This window comes from Streptomyces sp. BB1-1-1 (assembly GCF_031597775.1).
Classification (GTDB): Bacteria; Actinomycetota; Actinomycetes; order Streptomycetales; family Streptomycetaceae; genus Streptomyces; species Streptomyces thinghirensis.
Genome location: NZ_CP134203.1, coordinates 6276993 through 6297741, shown reverse-complemented (window position 1 = coordinate 6297741; position 20749 = coordinate 6276993). Strand labels below are relative to the sequence as shown.

Genomic DNA, 20749 nt, shown 5'->3' with positions numbered 1-20749 from the left:
AGGCAGCGTCAGAAGCGGTACTGCTCGTCGTAGCCCTGACCCTGGCCCTGCGTCTGGCCGTTGCCCTGGTACGGATACGTCTGCTCGGGCGGGAGTTCGCCGCCGTAGGGGTCGTCGGTGCTGCGCTGCTGCGGCACCCACACCCCGCCGGCCGGGGTCTCGCCGCCGTATCCACCGGGCGTGCCGGTGGCGTACTGGTCCTGCGCGTAACCCTGCTGGCCGTACTGCTGTCCGCCGGTCGTGTCGTAGGAGCCGGTGTCGTACGACGCCCCGCCGTAGGTGTGGGTGCCGATGTACGGGTCGGAGTAGGCGGCGTACTGCTGCTGGCCGCCGCTGTCGTAGCCGTACCCCTGCTGTCCGTAGCCCGAGTAGTCGTAGGCGTAGGACTGGTCGGCGCCCTGCGTGGCCGCGGCCGGTGCCTGCTGGTCCTGGGCGTAGCCGGCGTCGGCGTACACGCCGTACGAGCCGGTGTCGTCCGGCATGGGCTGCGGCTCGTAGACGGCGGTGGTCTCCGCGGCCGTGGGGTCGGCGGGGCGGGCCGGGGTGAAGACGTCGTCGCGGTCGTAGTCGTCACGGCCGTATGTGTCGCCGCCGTAGGACAGAGCGTCCTGACCGGACGTATGGCCCTGCGCACGGTCGTCGTAGGCGTCGTGGTCGCCCCGACCGCCCTCGGCCGCCTCGAGCCCGGAGACCTCCAACGTCGGCTCCTGGCGGCCCCGTTCGGGACGGCCGCGCCTGCCGACGAGGCTCGCCGGGGCGTTGACCGCCCACCCGGCCTCGAAGCCGCGGCGGAACGACAGCGTGACGTAGGTCTGGCCGACGGCGAACGCGGCCGCGCCCAGCCCGATGACGATCACGTTCGACATGAGCACACCGGCCACGACGCCGACGAAGCCGCCGAAGGCGAGCAGCCGCCAGCGCAGCCGCGCCTTGTACTGCAGCAGCACCTCACCGAGCAGCCACAGCGCGACGACGCCGAACGCGATGTAGAGGACCGTCCAGCCCATGTACGCCCCTCTCCCAGTGGCCGATACCCAGTGGCCGTTACGCAGTGTGTCGCAAATACGTGCGGCCGGTCTAGGCCCGCGGTGGGTGGTGCAGGCCCAGGTTCTCGTAGATCTCCAGGGTCGCCGTGGAGTTGTTGAGCGTGATGAAGTGCAGTCCGGGGACGCCCTCGGCCAGCAGCCGCGCGCAGAACTCCGTGGCGAACTCGATGCCAATGGAGCGTACAGCGGTCGGATCGTCCTTTGCTGTGAGGATCCGCTCTTTCAGCTCGGCCGGGAACGAGGCGTTGCTGAGCTTTGGCAACCTCTCCAGCATCTTCACACTGGTCACCGGCATGACCTCGGGGATGACCGGGGTGTCGCAGCCGGCCGCGGCGACCCGGTCGCGCAGGCGCAGGTAGGACTCGGGCTGGAAGAACATCTGCGTGATCGCGTAGTCGGCGCCGGCCCGGCACTTGTCGACGAAGTGCGTCACGTCGGTGTCCCAGTCGGCGGAGCGCGGGTGCATCTCGGGGAAGGCCGCGACGCCGACGCAGAAGTCGCCCGACTCCTTGATGAGGCGGACCAGTTCGGCGGCGTAGGTCAGGCCCTCGGGGTGTGCGATCCAGTCGGCCGTCGGGTCGCCGGGCGGGTCGCCGCGCACGGCCAGCATGTTGCGGATCCCGGCGTCGGCGTACTGGCCGATGATGTTGCGCAGCTCGGCGACGGAGTGGTCGACGGCTGTGAGGTGGGCCACCGGGGTCAGTGTCGTGTCGGCGACGATCTGCTGGGTCTCCTTGACCGTCCCCGCGCGCGTGGAACCGCCGGCGCCGTAGGTGACGGAGACGAAGTCGGGGGCGACCGCCTCCACCCGCCGCAGCGCGCTCCACAGGTTCTTCTCGCCCTTGGCCGTCTTCGGCGCGGAGAACTCGAACGAGTACGTCGTCTTGCCGGACGCGAGCATGTCGCGCACGGTGCGTGCGCGATCAGTCCTGGTGGATGCGGTTCCGAGGGCCATACGGGCAGGTTAGCCAGGGGGCGGCGGTCACCCAACCGGATGCGGGATATTTGTCCGCATTGTCGAGTTGTTGTCCACCCCTTGGACACATGCCCCCGGCACCCGCCTACGCCTGCCGCAGTCGCTTCGTGAACTCGACCGCGGCGGCACCCGGGTCGTCCGCCGCGGTGATCGCCCGGACGACCACGACGCGCCGGGCACCGGCCTCCAGCACCTCGTCGAGGTTGCCGAGGTCGATGCCGCCGATGGCGAACCAGGGGCGGTCCGTGCCGAGTGCGGCCGTGCGCCGGACCAGGTCGAGGCCGGGTGCGTGGCGGCCGGGCTTGGTGGGGGTCGGCCAGCACGGGCCGGTGCAGAAGTAGTCCACGCCGTCCTGGACGGCGGCAGCGGCGGCCTCGGACTCGGCGTGCGTGGAGCGGCCGACGAGGACGTCGTCGCCGAGGATCGCGCGGGCGGCGGGCACCGGGAGGTCGCCCTGCCCGAGGTGCAGCACGTCGGCGCGGGCGGCGTGGGCGACATCCGCCCGGTCGTTGACCGCGAGGAGCTTGCCGTGCCGGGCGCAGGCGTCGGCGAAGACCTCGAGGTGCTCCAGCTCCTCCCCCGCCTCCATGCCCTTGTCGCGCAGCTGCACGATGTCGACGCCGGCCGCCAGCACCGCGTCGAGGAACTCGGGCAGGTCGCCCTGGCTGCGGCGGGCGTCCGTGCACAGGTAGAGCCGGGCGTCGGCGAGCCGGGCGCGGGCGGTCGCGGAGGTGTCGGGCATGCGGATGTCCCCCAGGTCGGTGGCGTGGGCCCGCGGCGGACCGCGCGGCCTTGGCTTGTGTCCCGAGGATACGGAGCGTGCCTCGCCACGGTCGCCTCGCGGCCCGCCGGAGCGGGGAGGCCGCCGCTCCCGGCCCCCCGGAACCGGGAGGCCGCCGCTTTCGGGGGCCGCCACTCCTGGGGCCGCAGGCTCCCCCTCGGCCCCGAGGAACACGGCGGCAGCGGGTCGCCGCCGTGGCGTACGGGACCGCGGACCGTCGTGGCCGCCGGGGGCCGTGGGGCGCGGCCCGTACGCCGGGCGGGGTCTGTCAGGTCAGACGGCGAGCGCCTGGGCGCGGCGCTTCACCTCCGTGCCGCGATTCTCGCTCAGCGCCTGGGCGGGCGTGCCGGGCAGGGTCTCGTCGGGCGTGAAGAGCCACTCCAGCATCTCCTCGGCCGTGAAGCCGTCGTCCCGCAGCAGCGTCAGGGTCCCGACCAGGCCCTTGACGACCTTGTCCTCGTCGATGAAGGCCGCGGGGATGTGCAGCGCGCGGTTCTCACCGCGCCGTACGGCGATGAGCTGGCCTTCCTTGATCAGCTGGCGTACGCGGGTCACCTCGACGCCGAGCATCTCGGCGATGTCGGGGACGGTGAGCCAGGCAGGCACGAGAGCATCGATCTTTGCGTCAATCTCGGTCACGTCTCAAGCCTGCCATCTGGCACTGACAGTCGGAAACCAGACCCGTCCGACCCGGGCCGCCGCACCCGGGCGGAGGGCTACACCGTCGCCGCCTTGAGCGGCCTCGCCGGGTCGGCCAGCAGCCGCGGGTCCATCGTCGTGCCCGCCTGGATCACGCGTTTGCCCTGGGCCAGGTCCCGGGGGCGGCCCACCGCCAGCAGGGCGACCAGGCGGTCCTGGCGCAGCCAGCAGACCGTCCAGGCGGGTCCCGAGGGGTCGCCGCGCCACAGGGCGGTGTCGGCGGCCGTGTGATGACCGGCGTACTGGACGAAGCGGCCGAACTGCTCGGACCAGAAGTACGGCACCGGGTCGTAGGCCACCGGGGCCTCGCCGACGGCGGCGCCGATGATGTTGGCGGCGACCGTGCGCGGGCCCTGGAGGGCGTTGTCCCAGTGGTGCACCAGCAGCCGCTCGCCGTAGCGGCCGGACGGGAAGGACGCGCAGTCGCCGACCGCGTAGACGTCCGGGACGGAGGTGCGCAGGCGGTCGTCGGCCAGGACGTCGCCGTGCGCGCCGAGGTCGATGCCGGAGCCGGCGAGCCAGGCGGTGGCGGGCCGGGCTCCGATGCCGACGACGACCGCGCCGGCGGGCAGCCGCGATCCGTCGTCGAGGACGACGACGTGGCCGGGCTCCCCGGGTCCGCCGGGCCCCCCGGGACCGCCCGTCTCGACGCGCTCCACGCGCGCGTGGGTGCGCAGTACGGCGCCCGAGTCGGCGTACCAGCCGGTCATCGGCGCGGCGACCTCGGCGGGCAGCGCACCGGCGAGGGGCCGGTCGGCGGCCTCCACGACGGTCACCGCGCAGCCCGCCTCGCGCGCGGCGGTGGCGAACTCGGCGCCGATCCAGCCCGCGCCGACGACCACGATGTCGTGCTGCCGGGCGAGCACCGGCCGCAGTCGTTCGGCGTCGTCCAGGGTGCGCAGCAGGTGCACTCCGGGCACGCCCTCCGCGCCGGGCAGCCGGATCGGTTCGGCGCCGGTCGCGAGGACGAGGAGGTCGTACGGCACGGGTCCGTCGGAGGTGTCCAGGACGTGCGCGCGGGGGCGGACGCCCAGGGCCTCGCAGCCGAGCCGCAGGGTGATGCCGAGTGCCTCGAAGTCGACGTCGAAGGCGGAGCCCTCGGCCGTGCCGAGCAGGACGGCCTTGGACAGCGGGGGACGGTCGTAGGGCTGGTGCGGCTCCGCGCCGATCAGGGTCACGGTGCCGGTGAAGCCCTGCTCCCGCAGGGCGACCGCGGTCTGCACGCCCGCCATGCCGGCGCCCACCACGACCACGCGGCGCTCCGCGTCCGCTCCCCGTTCCCGGGTCTGCTCCTGCGTCTGCTCGCTCACCTGATCACCTTAGACACCGACGATTCGTCAGTCAGTGCTCGTGCGCGGTGACCTGCTCCACAACGCTCGTCCCGCTGCCCCGCCGCGACTCCCACTCCCAGGTCTCGTCCAGGCGCACCCGCCCGTCCGGCAGCTCGGCGACGGTCGACACGCAGTGTCCCGACGACGTGCTTCCGTCGGTCTTGAGCTGCACGTACCGGAAGTCGAGGCGGTCGCCCTCCCTGGTGCCCACCAGACGTCCGCGGACGACGTCACCGCCCGCGTACTCGGCCCATACGGCGCCGTCCTGCTCGTGGTAGGTGAAGCGGGTGCGCGTACCCACCTGGCCGGGCGCCTGGTCGGCGACGGGGGCGAGAACGAGACCGTCGAGTGAACGCGCCACGGGCGGAGGCTCCCTTACAAGTGCGATGCGCTGCGGGCTAGGGTGGCCAACGTAAAGCACTCGCGGGAGCCCGGACGCACCGGGCTGAGAGGGAGGCTGGCGGCCTCCGACCGTACGAACCTGATCCGGGTCATGCCGGCGAAGGGAGGGGCTGGACGCCCATGTCGTCACCACCGACTTCTGCTTCCGTGTCCGGAGTTGCCGCGAGGGCCGCGTCGTCGCGTACGCCGGACGTCCTCGTCGTCGGCGGCGGGATCATCGGCCTGGTCACCGCCTGGCGGTCCGCGCAGCGCGGGCTCGCCACGGCCCTCGTGGACCCCGAGCCGGGCGGTGGGGCCGCCCAGGTGGCCGCCGGGATGCTGGCCGCCGTGACGGAGCTGCACTACGGCGAGCAGACGCTGCTCGCGCTGAACCTCGCCTCGGCCCGCCGCTACCCGGAGTTCGCGGCCGAGCTGGCCGACCTCACCGGCCACGACCTCGGTTACCGCCGGTGCGGCACCCTCGCCGTCGCGCTGGACGCCGACGACCGGGCCCACCTGCGGGAACTGCACGCGCTCCAGCAGCGCTCGGGCCTGGACTCCGAGTGGCTGTCGGGGCGCGAGTGCCGGCGCCTGGAGCCGATGCTCGCGCCGGGTGTGCGCGGGGGCCTGCGGGTGGACGGCGACCATCAGATCGACCCCCGGCGCCTCGCCGACGCGCTGGTGGCCGCCTGCGAGCGCGCGGGCGTCGTCTTCCACCGGGTGTGGGCCGACCGGCTCACCGTCGGGCGCGGCGGCGAGCGGGCGACGGGTGTCGTCACGGCCGACGGCACCGCGCTGGAGGCCGGGCAGGTGGTGCTGGCCGGGGGCAGCCTGAGCGGACGGTTCACGGGCGTCCCGGAGGACGTGCTGCCGCCGGTGCGGCCCGTGAAGGGGCAGGTGCTGCGGCTGACGATGCCGCGGGCGCACGGGCCGCTGCTGAGCCGGACGGTGCGTGCCGTGGTGCGCGGCAACCCCCTCTACCTGGTGCCCCGGGAGAGCGGCGAGCTGGTCGTCGGCGCCACCAGCGAGGAGCTGGGCTGGGACACGACGGTGACCGCGGGCGGCGTCTACGAGTTGCTGCGCGACGCCCACGAGCTGGTCCCCGGCATCACCGAGCTGCCGCTGGCGGAGACCCGGGCGGGTCTGCGTCCCGGGTCCCCGGACAACGCCCCGCTGCTCGGCCCGACCGGGCTGGCGGGCCTGCTGCTGGCCACCGGGCACTTCCGCAACGGCGTCCTGCTCACCCCGGTCACCGGCGACGCCATGGCACACGCCCTGACCACCGGGGAGCTGCCGGCCGAGGCCCGCCCCTTCACCCCCCGGCGCTTCGGCGCCGCTCCCGCACTCCAGCGACTCTCGGAGCAGCCCGCATGAACATCTCCGTCAACGGCGAGCCGCGCCAGGTGGCTCCCGGCACGGCCCTGGACGCCCTGGTGGGCACGCTCACCGCGGCGCCGTCCGGTGTGGCCGCCGCCCTGAACGAAACCGTCGTCCCGCGCGCGCAGTGGCCCGCCACCGCGCTGGCCGACGGCGACCGCGTCGAAGTCCTCACCGCCGTCCAAGGAGGCTGACCATGGCCGACGATCCCTTCGTCCTCGGCGGTACGTCCTACGGGTCCCGCCTGATCATGGGCACCGGCGGGGCGCCCAGCCTCGACGTGCTGGAGCGCGCGCTCGTGGCCTCCGGGACCGAGCTGACGACCGTCGCGATGCGGCGTGTGAACGCCTCGGTGCACGGGTCCGTGCTGTCGGTGCTGGAGAAGCTCGGCATCCGGGTGCTGCCGAACACGGCCGGCTGCTACACCGCCGGGGAGGCGGTCCTCACCGCCCGCCTCGCGCGCGAGGCCCTCGGCACCGACCTCGTGAAGCTGGAGGTCATCGCCGACGAGCGCACCCTGCTGCCGGACCCGATCGAGCTGCTGGACGCGGCGGAGACGCTGGTCGACGACGGGTTCACGGTGCTGCCGTACACGAACGACGACCCGGTCCTGGCGCGGAAGCTGGAGGACGTCGGGTGCGCCGCGATCATGCCGCTCGGTTCGCCGATCGGGTCGGGGCTGGGCATCCGCAACCCGCACAACTTCGAGCTGATCGTGGAGCACGCGCGTGTGCCGGTGATCCTGGACGCGGGGGCCGGTACGGCGTCGGACGTGGCGCTTGCGATGGAGCTGGGGTGTGCGGGTGTGATGCTCGCCTCGGCGGTGACGCGGGCGCAGGAGCCGGTGCTGATGGCTGCCGCCATGTGTTCCGCGGTGGAGGCCGGGCGGCTGGCGCGGCGGGCGGGGCGGATTCCGCGGCGGCGGTTCGCCGAGGCGTCTTCTCCTGCGGAGGGCTTGGCGGTGTTGGATCCGGAGCGGCCCGCTTTTCGGTAGCCCTGGGTTGTCCTGCCGTTTCGTCTCCCACCCACGCACCACCCGTTTCCAGTCGGACAAGAGGTGGGCGTCGCCCGTGGGGGTGCGTCGCCGTCGGCGGCCGGCCGCGCGTGGGAAGCGTCACAGGTGCGCTGCAGTACCGCCCCCGTTCGTCGGCGGCGACGCCGGGTGTCCGTGGTGGCTCGTAGACTCACCTGCGTGGACACGACCCTTCAGGACCCTCTCGTCGGGCAGGTGCTCGACGGCCGGTACCGCGTCGAGGCGCGGATCGCGGTGGGCGGGATGGCCACGGTCTACCGGGCCGTGGACACCCGCCTGGACCGCGTGCTCGCGCTGAAGGTGATGCACCCGACGCTCGCGACCGACGCCACCTTCGTGGAGCGGTTCATCCGCGAGGCGAAGTCGGTGGCCCGGCTCGACCACCCCAATGTCGTGCAGGTGTTCGACCAGGGGGCCGAGGGGGCGTACGTCTACCTGGCCATGGAGTACATCGCCGGCTGCACCCTGCGTGACGTGCTGCGCGAGCGCGGGGCGCTGCGGCCGCGGGCCGCGCTGGACATCCTGGAGCCGGTGCTGGCCGCGCTCGGGGCCGCGCACCGGGCCGGTTTCGTGCACCGGGACATGAAGCCTGAGAACGTCCTGATAGGCGACGACGGCCGGGTCAAGGTCGCCGACTTCGGCCTGGTCCGGGCCGTGGACACGGTCACCAGCACCACCGGGTCCGTTCTCGGCACCGTCTCCTACCTGGCGCCCGAGCAGATCGAGCACGGCGCCGCCGACCCGAGGGTCGACGTGTACGCCTGCGGCGTCGTCCTGTACGAGATGCTGACCGGCGGCAAGCCGCACGACGGGGACTCCCCCGCCCAGGTGCTCTACAAGCACCTGCACGAGGACGTGCCGCCGCCGTCGGCCGCCGTGCCGGGGATGGCGTACGAGCTGGACGAGCTGGTCGCCTCGGCGACCGCGCGCAACCCGGAGATCCGGCCGCACGACGCCGTGGCGCTGCTCTCACAGGCCCGCCAGGCGCGCGGGGCGCTGAGCGCGGACCAGCTGGACGCGGTGCCGCCGCAGGCGCTCGCCGCGGAGCACGACAACGCCGAGGACCGCACGAGCGTGATCCCGCGCGCGCTGACGATGCCCCGGCCGCTGCCCGTCAACGAGGACGAGGCCGAAGCCGGCGGCCACGGTGACGCCGGATTCCCCGCGGACGGGGTCAACCGCACCAGCCGGCTGGCGCCGCCCCGGCGCCGCCGGCCGGAGCTGCGGCGCGGCCCGCTGACGATCGTCGTGGCCGTACTGCTGGTACTCGGTCTCGGCACGGGCGTCTGGTACATCAACTCCGGCCAGTTCACCAAGGTGCCGCCGCTGCTGTCCAAGACCGAGGCGCAGGCCCGGGACCGGCTGGCGGACTCCGGGCTGGACGCCGGCACGGTCCGGCACGCCTACAGCGACACCGTGGAGCGCGGCAAGGTCATCAGCACCGACCCGGGGGTGGGCACCCGCATCCGGAAGAACGACTCCGTGTCGTTCACGATCTCCGACGGCCCCGACACCGTGAAGCTGCCGGACGTCCAGGGCTACAAGCTGGACCGGGCCCGGACCCTGCTGAAGGACGAGGGGCTGGAGCCGGGCATGGTGACCCGGGCGTTCAGCGACGAGGTCCCCAAGGGCTTCGTGATCTCCACGAAGCCGAAGACGGGCACCACGGTGCGCTCGGGCTCGGCGGTCGCCCTGGTCGTCAGCAAGGGCAGCCCCATCGACGTCCCGGACGTCACCGGCGACGACCTGGCCGACGCGCGGGCCGAGCTGACGGAGGCCGGCCTGAAGGTGAAGGTCGCCGAGGAGCAGGTGAACTCCGAGTACGACAGGGGGCAGGTCGCCCGGCAGACGCCGGACCGGGGCAGCCGCGCCGCCGAGGGCGACACGGTGACGCTCACGGTGTCCAAGGGCCCCGAGATGATCGAGGTCCCGGACGTGGTCGGCGACAGCGTGGACGACGCCAAGCGGACGCTGAAGGACGCCGGCTTCCAGGTGGACGAGGACCGCGGTCTGCTCGGGCTGTTCGGCGACACGGTGAAGGACCAGTCGGTCGACGGCGGGGACACGGCTCCCAAGGGGTCGACCGTCACCATCACGATCCGCTGACGAGGCGGCCCGCCGGCCGGGGGCGGGCGGGGCCGGCCGTCGCGCGCCGCGAGCGGTCGAACGAGCCGAACAAGTGGTCAACCAGCCCCGTATCAAGGGCTCTTGCCCTCTCTGCTTCCCACGGCGGGGACCGCTACTATGGCGGCTCCGCAGACGGTCGGGGCCTGCGGCGGCGGACGGGGGGAGGGCGTCTTGGGGGCGGAACCGGTCGTGCGGACGGCCGTCACCGACGACTGGCAGGTGAGCATCCTCGGCCCCGCCGGGAACCCGGTCGGCGGCGGTGTCATCGTCCCGCCCCGCTACGTTCTGACCTGCGCCCATGTCGTGACGTCGGCCATGGGCGGACGGCTCGGGGACGACCCGCACGCCACCGTCACGGTGACCCTCAGCAGCGGACTGAAGCTCACGGGCTCCCCGGGTGGCGGGCACCGCTACACCGGCGGGAGCCACCACGAGGACGTCTCGGTGCTCACCCTGCACGGCGATCTGGGGCAGGCCAACGGCCAGTTCCCCACCTCGCACGCCCACCTCTCCACCGGCGCCTATGCCGCCAAGCGGCCGATGCAGGTCTACGGCTACCCGCAGGGCCAGCCGCACGGAGTGTGGGCCGACTGCCTGATGGCCGGGCGGGGCGGCCCGGAGTCGGCGCTGATCCAGCTGAACGACGCGCCGGACACCGGCCGCAGGGTGGCCCGCGGATACAGCGGCTGCGGGGTCCGGGACGCCGCGACCTCCCGCGTCGCCGGGCTCGCCGTACTGCGCGACAAGTCGCCGGAGGCCGGCGTGACCTGGATGATTCCGCTGGAGCGGCTGGCCCGCGACTGGCCCCCCTTACGGGCGGCGCTGGCCCTGTCCGGCGACCGCCTGCCGCCGCCCGCCCCCGGGCCGCCGGACCCGGACGACGGCCCGTTCGACGACGAGGCCATGGACGACCTCTACCGGCTGCTGCTCGACGGCCGGCTCACGATGCCCGGGCTGGTGGCGCTGCGCGACGAGGCGCTCGGGCCGGTCCGCCGCCCGTGGCAGGGCTCCCCCGAGGACATCCTCGGCATCGTGCACGACCTGCGGCACATCGCCCAGGCGGGGCGGCCGGTGCCCCCGCTGCTGACCTTCGTCGCCGCGCTGTCCCGGCGGGTCCCCGGTCCGCGCGGACAGGAACTGGCCCGCTGGGTGCGCGGGCGGGCGGGGCACTGCACCCCGGCGGTCGATCCCGGACCGCTGCTGGAGCGCCGGGTGCGTCCCGGCGGGGCCGGCACCCGGTGGACCTACGCCACGTTCCGCGTCACCCCCGCGTCGCCGAGCCGGCACTATCTGCTCGATGTCTTCCGGCAGGACGAGGGCGCCCCGCGGGAGGCGGTGCAGCAGTACACCGAGGCGATGCGGCTGGGGCGGGTCGAACGGCTCGTGGTGGACGAGATCATCCGCATGCGCCGGGAGAAGGCCATCGACTCGCCCGACCTGTTCGTGGAGTTCGTCCTGCCCCGTGAGCTGCTGGGCAGGCCGGTCGACGGTCTGCCCATCACGACCCCCAGCGGCGCGGAGGTGCGTCTGGGGGTGGTGCACCCGGTCGCCGTGCGCAGCCTCGAGCGCCAGAACGCGTCGGAATGGGTCGACTGGGGGCATAACTGGTCCCGGAAGTGGGACAGGATGAAGGCATTGTCCGCACTCTCCGGAGAGGGCGTGGTCGCGGTGATCCCCGCCCGGAACCAGGACGGCTCGTCCTACGAGGCGCTGTTCTCCGCCCTGTACGCGGAGGACGGGCCCTTGGCGCTGGTCCTCGGGTTTCCTCCGCGGGTGTCCCGCAGGCGCGCCCCCGACGCGGAGTTCGACGCGGCCCTGGACGCGGGCGTTCCGGCCCTGGTCTGGGCCCACGACGAGCAGGACGGGCAGCCCGTCTCGTGCGACCTGCCGAACCGGTTGCGGGCCGCCGGGGTGCGCACCCTGCCCGAGGAGGTGCTCCGGGCCCGCCGCGGGGAGTGGTCGTCCCGGCCCGGCGCGGCCCGGCCGCGGGTCGGGGGCGGCCTGCGCCTGGGCTTCCTCTGGGACCCCTTCGACCGGCTGCCCCCGCACACCCCCCTGACCCCACCCGCTCCCGCTCCCGGAGGTGCCCCCTCGTGACCGAGCCCGGAACCCCGCAGCCGCCGGCGTGGTGGATCTACCGCGGTGACGGCGTCCCGCACAACGGCATCGAACGGCTGCCCGACCCGCCGAGCTGGCGTCCGCTGCAACAGGGCATGCCGCCCCAGGACGAGGCCGTCCTCCCGCAACCGGCCGACACCCGGCGGGGGCGGGTCTTCCAGGTGGACCACGGACTGGTCGACGCGGTCAACGCGGCCCTGCTGCTGCGCCGCCCGCTGCTCCTCACGGGCCGCCCGGGCACCGGCAAGTCCACCCTCGCGCACGCCGTCGCCTACGAACTCGGGCTGGGCCCCGTACTCCACTGGCCGGTGACATCGCGCACCACGCTGCAGGACGGCCTGTACGCCTACGACGCCATCGGCCGGCTGCACGAGGCCAACCTGCGGCGCGCGGGCCTGGAGACGGGCGGCGGCACCGGCGACATCGGCCGCTTCCTGCGGCTCGGGCCGCTGGGCACGGCGCTGCTGCCGCGCCACAGGCCGCGCGTCCTGCTCATCGACGAACTCGACAAGAGCGACATCGATCTGCCGAACGACCTGCTCACCGTCTTCGAGGAGGGCCGTTTCACCGTCGAGGAGCTGTTGCGGCTGCCGCCGGACCAGCGCACCGTCCCGGTGCGGACGGCGGACGGCGGGGCGGCGCCGGTGACGGACGGAGAGGTGAGCTGCTGGGCCTTTCCGGTCGTGGTGATCACCTCCAACGAGGAACGCGAGTTCCCCGCCGCGTTCGCCAGGCGGTGCCTGCGTTACGACATCGAGCAGCCGGGACCGGAGCGGCTGGCGGCGATCGTCGCCGCGCACCTGGGCGCCGACGCGCTGGAGGAGGCGGCGCCCCTGGTGGAGGCGTTTCTCGCGGAGCAGAGCAACGGGAGTGTCGCCGTGGACCAGTTGCTGAGCGCCATCCAGCTGGCGCGGGCGGGCGCCGACGAGGACCCGGAGCAGTGGCAGGACCTGCTGCGCACCCTCTGGCGGCACCTGGAGACGGGGCCCTGATGCCGTACGAACCGCCGGAGCGCCCCGCTCCGGACGCCCGGGAGATCGCCGAGGTCCTGTGGCTCGCGGCGCGGCTGGCCCGTGCGCCCCGGGACCCGCGGCCCGCCCGGTCGGCCTCGCGTACGCCCCGGCTGTCCGGGATCGCGGGCCAGCTGGAGCCGGGCTCGCCACGGCGCCGGCGCGGTGGTGGGGCCTCGGCGGACCGGCCCGGTCAGGCGCCGGACGACTCCTGGCCCGAGGGGGCCGAACCGGGCGCCGGGGGGCCACGGCTGCACGTGCGGAGCACCGGCGCGCCGGACGGCCGGACGAGCGACCCCGTGCCGGCGCTGCCGGTGCGCTCCCCGGGGGTGCGGCCGTTGGCCAGGACGGCGGAGCTGGCCAAGGCGCTGCGGCCGTTGCGGCGGCGTGCCGCGTCCAGGGTCCGGCACCGGCTGGACGAGGAGGCTACGGCCGACCGGGCGGCCGAGACCGACGTCTGGGAACCGGTGCTGGTCCCGGCGGAGGAACCCTGGCTGGATCTCGTACTGGTGGTGGACACCGGCGAGTCGATGGTGCTGTGGGACGGCGCGGTGGCCGAACTCCGCGCGGTGCTGCGCCGGGTGGGCGCCTTCCGCTCGATCACCGTGCGCTGGCTGGAGCACCTGCCGGGCGGCGCCGTGACGGTGCGCACCACCCCGCCGCCGTGGCCGGACGGTGCCCCACGCCCGGCCGCCGGCGCGGACCGGCGCCTGCACCGCTCCCCGCGCGGTGCCGTACTGGTCCTCAGCGACGCGATCGGTCCCGGATGGAGTTCGGGAGCGGTGGACCGGCTGCTGGCCCGCTGGGCGCGCGGCGGCCCGACGGCTCTGGTGCAGCCGCTCGACCGGCGCCTGTGGCACCGCACCGCTCTGCGACCGCTCCCCGTCGCCCTCAAGGCCTCCCGGCCCGGCGCCCCCAACGCGGATCTGCGCACGGACGCCGACCGTCCGGGGCTGCTGGTGCCCGTGGTCGAACTGGCCCCGGCGGCCCTGCAGATGTGGGCCCGGCTGGTCGCGTGCCCGGAGAGCTCGCCGTTCCAGGGGTACGCGGTACGGGCCGACGGCGCCGCGCGTCCGGAGCCGGGGCAGGGGCCGGCCGATCCGGGGCCCGCGGTGCGGGACGAGCGGCTGTCGCCGCTGGACCGGGTACTGGCGTTCCGCGCGGAGGCATCGCCGCAGGCCTTCGAGCTGGCCGGCTATCTCGCCGCCGCTCCCCTGTTCTTGCCGGTGATGCGCCTGGTGCAGCAGGTCATGGCGCCGCGCACGACTCCCTCGCACCTGGCGGAGGTCTTCCTGTCGGGCCTGCTGCACCCGGTGCCGCCTGGGTCTCGCCCGGCCGAGCAGACCGAGTTCGACTTTCCCGAGACCGTCCGGTCGCTGCTGCTGGGTTCGCTGCACCGGCAGGAGAGCCGCCGGGTGCTGACGGCCGTGTCGGGCTATCTGGCGGAGCACTCCTCGGCGCCGTACCGGTTCGCCGCCACGCTGACGGATCCGTCGCGTGAGCTGCCCTCCCGGATCAGCGTCGAGAGTCTGCCGTTCGCCAAGGTCGACGCGGCGGTCGCCGACGCCCTCGGGGGCGGCTTCGCCACCAGGGCGCGCGAACTGCGGGATCTCATCTCCCGGCAGCACCGGCCCGGGGGAAACAGTGACGCAAAGTCGCCATACGATTACGGTGTGACTGACACCACATCCACCAGTGGAGCCATCGAAGCGGCAGCCGGCCGCCCCCGTCCGGCCGGGCCCGGCACCCGGACCGAGGGGGCGTCCGCACCGACGGGGGAACAGTCACGGCACACCGCGGGAAGGGATCCATCCGTGGCCGAGTCCGCCTCTCACCCGGTCGGCGTCAACGGCCCCTCGAAAACCGCGCAGGCTCCGGCGGGCGAACTTCCGACGCTCACCCGTCCGATGCGTTTCGAGGAGACCGTGCCGCAGGTGTGGGGCCGGCGCATCCCGCCGCGGAACCACAACTTCACCGGGCGCAGCGAGCTCATCACGCAGTTGCACGACCGGCTGGCGGACCGGCGCGCGGCCATCGTGCCGCAGGCCTTCTTCGGCCTCGGCGGCGTGGGCAAGACGCAACTGGCTGTGGAGTACATCTATCGCTACCAGTCCCAGTACCAGCTGATCTGGTGGATCAACGCCGAGGATCCCGCCCTGGTCCGCTCGGCCATCGCCGCCCTCGCGCCGCACCTGGGCCTGGAGGCCGGGCCCAGCGGTGACGAGGCGCTTCCACTCGTCCTCGACGCGCTGCGCCGGGGCTCTCCCTACCGCAGGTATCTCTTGGTCTTCGACAACGCCGACCGGCCCGAGGACCTGGAGGAGTACTTCCCCTCCGGCGAGGGACACATCCTGATCACCTCGCGCAACCAGAGCTGGGCGGGCCACGCGCACCCCGTCTCGGTGGACGTCTTCTCCCGCGAGGAGTCGGTCCGCTTCCTGCAGCGCAGGGTCCCCGGCATGCCCGCGCAGGACGCCTCCCGCCTCGCGGAGGCACTGGGTGACCTGCCGCTCGCGGTGGAACAGGCCGGTGCCTGGCACGCGGAGACGGCGATGTCGGTCGACGAGTACCTGGAACTGCTGCGCGAGCACGCGGACCGGCTGCTGGACACCTCCGTCCCTTCGGGGTACCCGCACTCCGTGGTGGCGACCTGGAACCTGGCGATGGAGCGTCTCGCGCGGCGCAGCCCCGCGGCCGTCCAGCTGCTGCGGCTGTGTTCCTGCATGGCCCCGGAGCCGATCAGCTGGGCGATGCTGCGCAGTGCCGCGTTCGCGCCGCTGCCCTCGCCGCTCGCCGAGGCGCTGCGCGACCCGGTCGAACTGGGCCTGGCCACCCGGGAGATCGGCCGGCTCGCGCTCGCCAGGATCGACCACCGCAGCAACAGCCTCCAGATGCACCGGCTCGTGCAGGCGGTGCTCTTCAACCAGATGTCGGAGCAGGAGCAGGAGGACACCTACCACCTGACCCACGTGCTGCTGGCCGCCGCCGACCCGCAGGAGCCGGAGGACAACGACAACTGGCGCCGGTACTCCGAGCTGCGGCCGCACATCCGTCCCACCCGGGCCGTCGAGTGCGACCACCGGGAGGTGCGGGACCTGGTCATCAACGAGATCCGCTACCTGTACCTGCACGGCGACTACACCGGCGGCACGGAACTGGCCGAATTCGCTCGCAAGGAGTGGCAGCAGCGGCTGGGCGACGACCATCCGCAGACGATGCGGACCACCCGCTCCTACGCCACGCTGATCCGCAACTTCGGCCGCTTCGACGAGGCCCGGGAGCTGAACGCGGAGCTGCTGGTGCGGGCCCGCCGCGTGTTCGGCGAGGACCACGAGGAGACCCTCGCCATCGCCAACAGCAACGCGGCCGACCTGCGGGTGCTCGGTGACTTCGAGCAGGCGACGGAGCGGGACGCCGACACCCTGGAGCGGCTGACCAGGAGCTTCGGCCGGGACTACCCGCTGGCGCTGATGTCCGCCGCCAACCACGCGCTGGACCTGCGGCTGCTGGGCCGCTTCCAGGAGGCGCTGGAGCTGGACGCGGACACCTACCAGCGACGGGTGCGCATCTTCGGCCCGGACGACCCGGTCACGCTGGTGGTGGCGGCCAACTACGCCCGCGACCAGCGGGAGCTGGGCGACTACCGGGGCTCCACCGAGTCGCTGCGGGCGCTGTACCCGAAACTCCGCGACCGGCAGGGCCGCGAGCACCCCGCCACGCTCGACGTGGCGAAGAACCTCGCGGTCTCCCTGCGCGCGATGGGCGCCTACGAGGAGGCGTACGACCGGTCCTCCCGGACGGTGGAGCGCTACCGGGCCAGGTACGGCGAGGGCGACCTCAACACGCTGGCGGCGGTGGGCAACTACGCCATCGACCTGCTGCTGCGCGGCGAGCTGGAGGACGCCGAGCGGCTGGCGGCGCAGACCGTGGCCGGGTACGAGCAGTTGTTCGGCGCGGACCATCCGTACATGCCGATGACCGAGACGAACCACGCCCTGGTCCTCAGCGCGCTGGGCGAGCACGAGCGGGCGCTGTCCCTGAACCTCGCGGCCTACGAGAAGCTGGCGGCCCGCTTCGGTCCGGAGCACAACTGCACGCTGCGCTGCGGGGTCAACCTCGCCAACGACCTGCACACGGCGGGCCGCCACGAGGAGGCGGCGCAGGCCGACGGGCGGCATCTGGAGGCGCTGCGCTCCACCGTCGGGCCCGATCATCCGGTGACCCTGGTCTGCGGCGGCAACCTCGCGCACGACCTGGGGGCCCTGGGCCGGCGTGACGAGGCCGAGGCCCTGCTCGCCGACGTCCTGACCCGCTTCTCCCGGACCCTGGGCCGGGACTACCCGGTCGCCGAGGTGTTCGCCAGGGGCGAGCGGGCGTTCTGCGACATCGAGACGCCGGTGTTCTGACCGGGTCGCGCCTCGGCGACGGGTTCCTCCTCGGCCGCGGGCCCCACCTCGGCGACTGGACGCGCGTTGGCCACGGGCCCCACCTCGGCCACGGGCCCAACCTCGGCCGCGAGGGCCCCGCCAACCGCCGGCACCCCACCGGTAACGAAATCCCGGCCGACTGCGACGCCCGCCAGCCAGGACGCCAGCGTCAGCGGGTCGGGGGGCCGGGTCGCGGCGGGCTCGTCCGGTGTCGTTCCGTCCCGTGCGGTGAGGTGCAGGAAGAGGTGGTGGACGAGTTCGGTGCGGCGGACCAGGACATCGGCGCCGGGCAGCCCCTCCTCGACGGCCGCGGCGGCGAGTTCCGCCCACCGCTCCGCCCGGTGCGGGACGGCGGCCACCGCGTCCGCGGCCTCCCGCGCCGGCAGGGCCCGCTCGGCGCCCCGCTGCCGCGCCGCCCACCGCCCGAACTCCGGCCCCGGCCCCGCCACCGCACCGGAAGCCGCCCGTACGTCGTCCGCGGGCAGTGGTCCGGCCGGGCTGCCGGCCCGCCACAGCGCGGCCAGCCGCTCGGTTCCGGCCTCGTCGACGGCCGCCCAGCGCAGCCGCCAGACCGCCTCGTCACCCGCCTGCACCCGGGCGACCGCCCGCACCAGCCGCGCGCCCTCCTTCCCGCCCACGCCCACGCCCGAACCTGCGCTGCCGCCCACGCCCACGCCTGCACCCACGCCCTCGCTCCCGCCCGCGCCATCGCTCCCGCCCGCGCCCAGGTCCACGCCCGCACCCACGCTCCCGCCCACGCCATCGCTCCCGCACCCGCCCCCACCCCCGCCCCGCACGGTCTCCGCGAGTCGTTCGAGGAAGCGGGTGCCCAGTCCGGTGAGCCGGACGTGGGTCTCGGCCTCCGCCAGGCCGCGCTCGACGTGCGCCCGGGTCTGTGTCACGCGCCATGCCGCGTCGGCCTGTTCGGGCCCGTGCCGCCTGTCGCTGCGGTCCCGCCAGAACGCGAGGTCGCCGAGGTGGGCGTAGATGCCCTGGAGCAGTCCGCCGGGAGGTCGCGGGTCGGGTCGCCACGGCGCGTACAGCCAGGGGCGGCCTCCTGGTTCGTACAGGGCCACCAGGTCGGTCAGGGCGCTCAGTTTGCTGTGCTGGAACTCGTGCAGCAGCGTCAGCGCCAGCCTCTCGGGGTCGGCGGGCCAGGAGGTGAGCACGGTGCCGAAGGCGTGCCGTGAGGTGGCGGACGCCACGCCGCGCGCCGGGGCCGGCAGGGGCACGATGCCGTTGAGCCCGGCCGCGAGTTCCTCGGCGCGGCGCGGATGGCTCTCGACGAGCAGCTCCCAGGCCTGCCGCAGGAGTCCCTGCCAGGCCGCCGGCCCGGCGCTCGCCGTCTCCAGTGCGGGCAGCCCCGGTGCGGCGGTCTCCAGCGGCACCCGGAGCGTCAGCCCCCGGTGCCGGGCGTCGAGCACGGCGACGGGTTGCCAGCCGTGCCCGGTGCGGGACGGATCGCGCGGCAGGACCCGTTCGCCGCCGACGGTCAGCACGCGTACCCGGCAGCTGCCGGACGGCGCGGCCGAGGCGTCGGCATCGACGCCGCCCGCGGCCGGTTCACCGCGAACCGGGTTCCCGGGTGCGGGGCCGGGTGGGGCCGGGAGCCACTCGGCCGCGGCCGGTGCCTCGACCACGACCAGTGCCTCGCGCACCTCGCCGAGCCCGGTGACCGTCCCCAGCCCGGGCAGTCTCAGCCGCCCCTCCCGCACCGGCACGGCGATCCGGGACGGGTGGGCCGCGCGTACCGCGGCGAGGACCGCCAGGGCGGCGAGGTCCCGGGTGGCGCACCCGCCCCGGCGGTGCGCCGGGCAGTCGCGCAGCGTGTGGGCGGCCCAGGTGCCGAAGGCGGGGCCGTCGATCACCGCCCGGGTCACCTCGGGAGCGACGCGTTCGACGCCCGCCAGCAGGTCCGCGGCCGGCTCGGCGGCCCCGCCGCACGGACCGTCCAGGGCGCGTCGCAACAGCAGGAGGTTGCGGCTGCGCCGGGCGCGGCGCAGCAGCACCACCGCCGACCGCCCGCCCTCCCCCGCGGCGAGGGCGTCGAAGACGTCGTCCGGGAGAACGCACGGGTCGATCACGCCGATCACGCCGGCGCCGCCGTGCGGGCGAGCCAGCGTCTGATGTGCCCGATGAGCAGGAGCAGGTCGGCGCAGTAGACGGTCGGGGCACGGTAGCCGGAGCCGGGCCGGTAGCGGTGGCCGTACTCGCCGCCGCCGCAGACGGACAGCTCGGGGCAGCGCAGGCACTGCTCGGACAGGGCGCGTTCCCCGGCCTGCCGGGCGGCGAATCCCGGGTGCAGCAGGACCTCGTCGAAGGAGTTCCGGAAGACGTCGAGGCCGCTCTCGGAGGCGCCGTCGGGTCCGGTGCGCAGGGTGTCGTTCTGGTGGACCGCCCCGTCGGCCTCGACGAACACGGAGACGGTGCTGGTGATGCCCACCCAGTCGAGCCGGCTGTGGCCGCCGAGCACCGTGTGCAGCAGTTCGTCGAGGATCCGCACGGAGGTCTCCTTGTGCGGCGCCCCGGCCCAGCGGTCGAAGACGGCGGCCAGCCATCGCCCGTACGCGCCGGCCGGCGCGGGTGGCCGGGCGCCCCAGTGGCCGTGCGGCAGCAGGAAGTCGATCAGCGGCGGCCGGGTCGGCAGCAGCGACTCGTAGACGGCGACCGGGTCCGCGGCGGCGTCCACGGTGCACAGCAGGCCCGCGTACAGCTGCGGGTATGTGCCGGACAGCAGGTGCAGCCCCGCCATCACGTCGTCGTACGACCCACGGCCCGACGGTGTGCGGCGGTGCGCGTCGTGCGCCTGCCGGTCGCCGTCCACGCTGACGCCGACCCGCACCCGGTGCTCGGCCAGCGTGTCCAGCATGCGGGCGTCGAGGAGGGTGCCGTTGGTCTGGACGGTGAACTCGGCCTCGGTGCCCGTCTCCTGGAGGGTGTCCCGGACGGTGCGCACGGCCTCGGCGACGCCCTCGGGCCCGGCCAGCAGCGGCTCGCCGCCGTGCAGCACGATCCGGACCTGCCGCAGCCCGTGGCGCTCCGCGTGCTCCGCGATGCGCTGCGCCGTGCGGCGAAGGGTCGCCGGGCTCATGGCGAGGGGCTGACGGCGCCAGGTCAGGTCGCCGTGCTCGTAGATGACGCAGTAGTCGCAGGCGAGGTTGCACCGGCTGCGCGTCTTGAGGACGAACTGGCGCAGCGGGGCCGGCCGCCAGCCCTCGTCGAGGAGTGCCGCGACGTCGACCGCCGGTTGGTCAGGCGCTCGCCTGCCAGCTGGTGTATTCGTCGTCATGGGACTCCGCGGCCTCCGTCTGCAGCCGCTCCAGGGCCACCGCCAGTACGGAACCGGGAAGCGCGCGCAGTTGGTCGACGGTGAATCCGGCGATGTCCGGCAGTCCGCACTCGACCCCCGTGGTCTCTTCCATGCCTCGGCCCCCTCCTGCTTC

General features: G+C 74.3%; 16 protein-coding genes and 1 riboswitch. Of the genes, 7 read left to right on the top strand and 9 right to left on the bottom strand.

The window, feature by feature from the left end; genetic code table 11:
* Positions 1-8: 8 nt before the first annotated feature.
* The 6 genes from RI578_RS28825 to RI578_RS28800 form a co-directional block, all read right to left on the bottom strand.
* Positions 9-1007, bottom strand: a complete 999-nt coding sequence (locus RI578_RS28825; RefSeq protein ID WP_310873794.1) for a hypothetical protein — start codon at positions 1005-1007, stop codon at positions 9-11.
* Between the two features lie 70 nt (positions 1008-1077).
* Positions 1078-2001, bottom strand: a complete 924-nt coding sequence (gene metF / locus RI578_RS28820; protein ID WP_310873793.1) for a methylenetetrahydrofolate reductase [NAD(P)H] — start codon at positions 1999-2001, stop codon at positions 1078-1080.
* A gap of 106 nt (positions 2002-2107) precedes the next feature.
* Positions 2108-2764: a thiamine phosphate synthase gene (gene thiE, locus RI578_RS28815; protein WP_310873792.1), complete on the bottom strand. Its 657-nt coding sequence runs from the start codon at positions 2762-2764 to the stop codon at positions 2108-2110.
* Positions 2765-3076: 312 nt separating this feature from the next.
* Complete coding sequence (locus RI578_RS28810; protein ID WP_055416498.1) at positions 3077-3442, bottom strand: Rv2175c family DNA-binding protein; 366 nt, start codon at positions 3440-3442, stop codon at positions 3077-3079.
* Positions 3443-3519: 77 nt separating this feature from the next.
* Positions 3520-4734 carry an FAD-dependent oxidoreductase gene (locus tag RI578_RS28805; RefSeq protein WP_310875885.1) on the bottom strand — a complete coding sequence of 405 codons (1215 nt, stop codon included), beginning with the start codon at positions 4732-4734 and terminating at the stop codon, positions 3520-3522.
* Positions 4735-4843: 109 nt separating this feature from the next.
* On the bottom strand, positions 4844-5194 hold the full coding sequence (locus RI578_RS28800; protein WP_310873791.1) for a hypothetical protein: 351 nt from the start codon (positions 5192-5194) through the stop codon (positions 4844-4846).
* 52 nt (positions 5195-5246) lie between these two features.
* A riboswitch (TPP riboswitch) is annotated at positions 5247-5358 on the top strand.
* Here RI578_RS28800 and thiO point away from each other — a divergent pair.
* The 7 genes from thiO to fxsT all read left to right on the top strand — a co-directional run bounded on the left by thiO (position 5356) and on the right by fxsT (position 17285).
* On the top strand, positions 5356-6588 hold the full coding sequence (gene thiO / locus RI578_RS28795) for a glycine oxidase ThiO (protein ID WP_310873790.1): 1233 nt from the start codon (positions 5356-5358) through the stop codon (positions 6586-6588). It overlaps the preceding riboswitch by 3 nt.
* Complete coding sequence (gene thiS, locus RI578_RS28790) at positions 6585-6785, top strand: sulfur carrier protein ThiS (RefSeq protein WP_121746565.1); 201 nt, start codon at positions 6585-6587, stop codon at positions 6783-6785. Before thiO ends, thiS begins: the two co-directional genes overlap by 4 nt.
* Before the next feature lie 2 nt (positions 6786-6787).
* Positions 6788-7585, top strand: coding sequence for a thiazole synthase (locus tag RI578_RS28785; protein WP_310873789.1), 798 nt, complete (start codon positions 6788-6790; stop codon positions 7583-7585).
* A gap of 198 nt (positions 7586-7783) precedes the next feature.
* Positions 7784-9730: a Stk1 family PASTA domain-containing Ser/Thr kinase gene (gene pknB, locus RI578_RS28780; RefSeq protein WP_310873788.1), complete on the top strand. Its 1947-nt coding sequence runs from the start codon at positions 7784-7786 to the stop codon at positions 9728-9730.
* 192 nt (positions 9731-9922) lie between these two features.
* Positions 9923-11848: a trypsin-like serine protease gene (locus RI578_RS28775; protein ID WP_310873787.1), complete on the top strand. Its 1926-nt coding sequence runs from the start codon at positions 9923-9925 to the stop codon at positions 11846-11848.
* Positions 11845-12861: a MoxR family ATPase gene (locus RI578_RS28770; protein WP_310873786.1), complete on the top strand. Its 1017-nt coding sequence runs from the start codon at positions 11845-11847 to the stop codon at positions 12859-12861. The genes RI578_RS28775 and RI578_RS28770 overlap by 4 nt, the downstream gene beginning before the upstream one ends.
* Positions 12861-17285, top strand: a complete 4425-nt coding sequence (gene fxsT / locus RI578_RS28765) for an FxSxx-COOH system tetratricopeptide repeat protein (RefSeq protein WP_310873785.1) — start codon at positions 12861-12863, stop codon at positions 17283-17285. Before RI578_RS28770 ends, fxsT begins: the two co-directional genes overlap by 1 nt.
* On the opposite strand, the gene RI578_RS28760 is transcribed toward fxsT, so the two are convergent.
* Genes RI578_RS28760 through RI578_RS28750 form a run of 3 tightly spaced genes read right to left on the bottom strand, consistent with a single transcriptional unit; the run spans position 17216 to position 20728 of the window.
* Positions 17216-19399, bottom strand: a complete 2184-nt coding sequence (locus RI578_RS28760) for an aKG-HExxH-type peptide beta-hydroxylase (RefSeq protein ID WP_310873784.1) — start codon at positions 19397-19399, stop codon at positions 17216-17218. The genes fxsT and RI578_RS28760 overlap by 70 nt on opposite strands.
* Positions 19396-20595, bottom strand: a complete 1200-nt coding sequence (locus RI578_RS28755; RefSeq protein WP_310873783.1) for an FxsB family cyclophane-forming radical SAM/SPASM peptide maturase — start codon at positions 20593-20595, stop codon at positions 19396-19398. The genes RI578_RS28760 and RI578_RS28755 overlap by 4 nt, the downstream gene beginning before the upstream one ends.
* Positions 20558-20728, bottom strand: coding sequence for a hypothetical protein (locus tag RI578_RS28750; RefSeq protein ID WP_193776210.1), 171 nt, complete (start codon positions 20726-20728; stop codon positions 20558-20560). The genes RI578_RS28755 and RI578_RS28750 overlap by 38 nt, the downstream gene beginning before the upstream one ends.
* Positions 20729-20749: the final 21 nt, after the last annotated feature.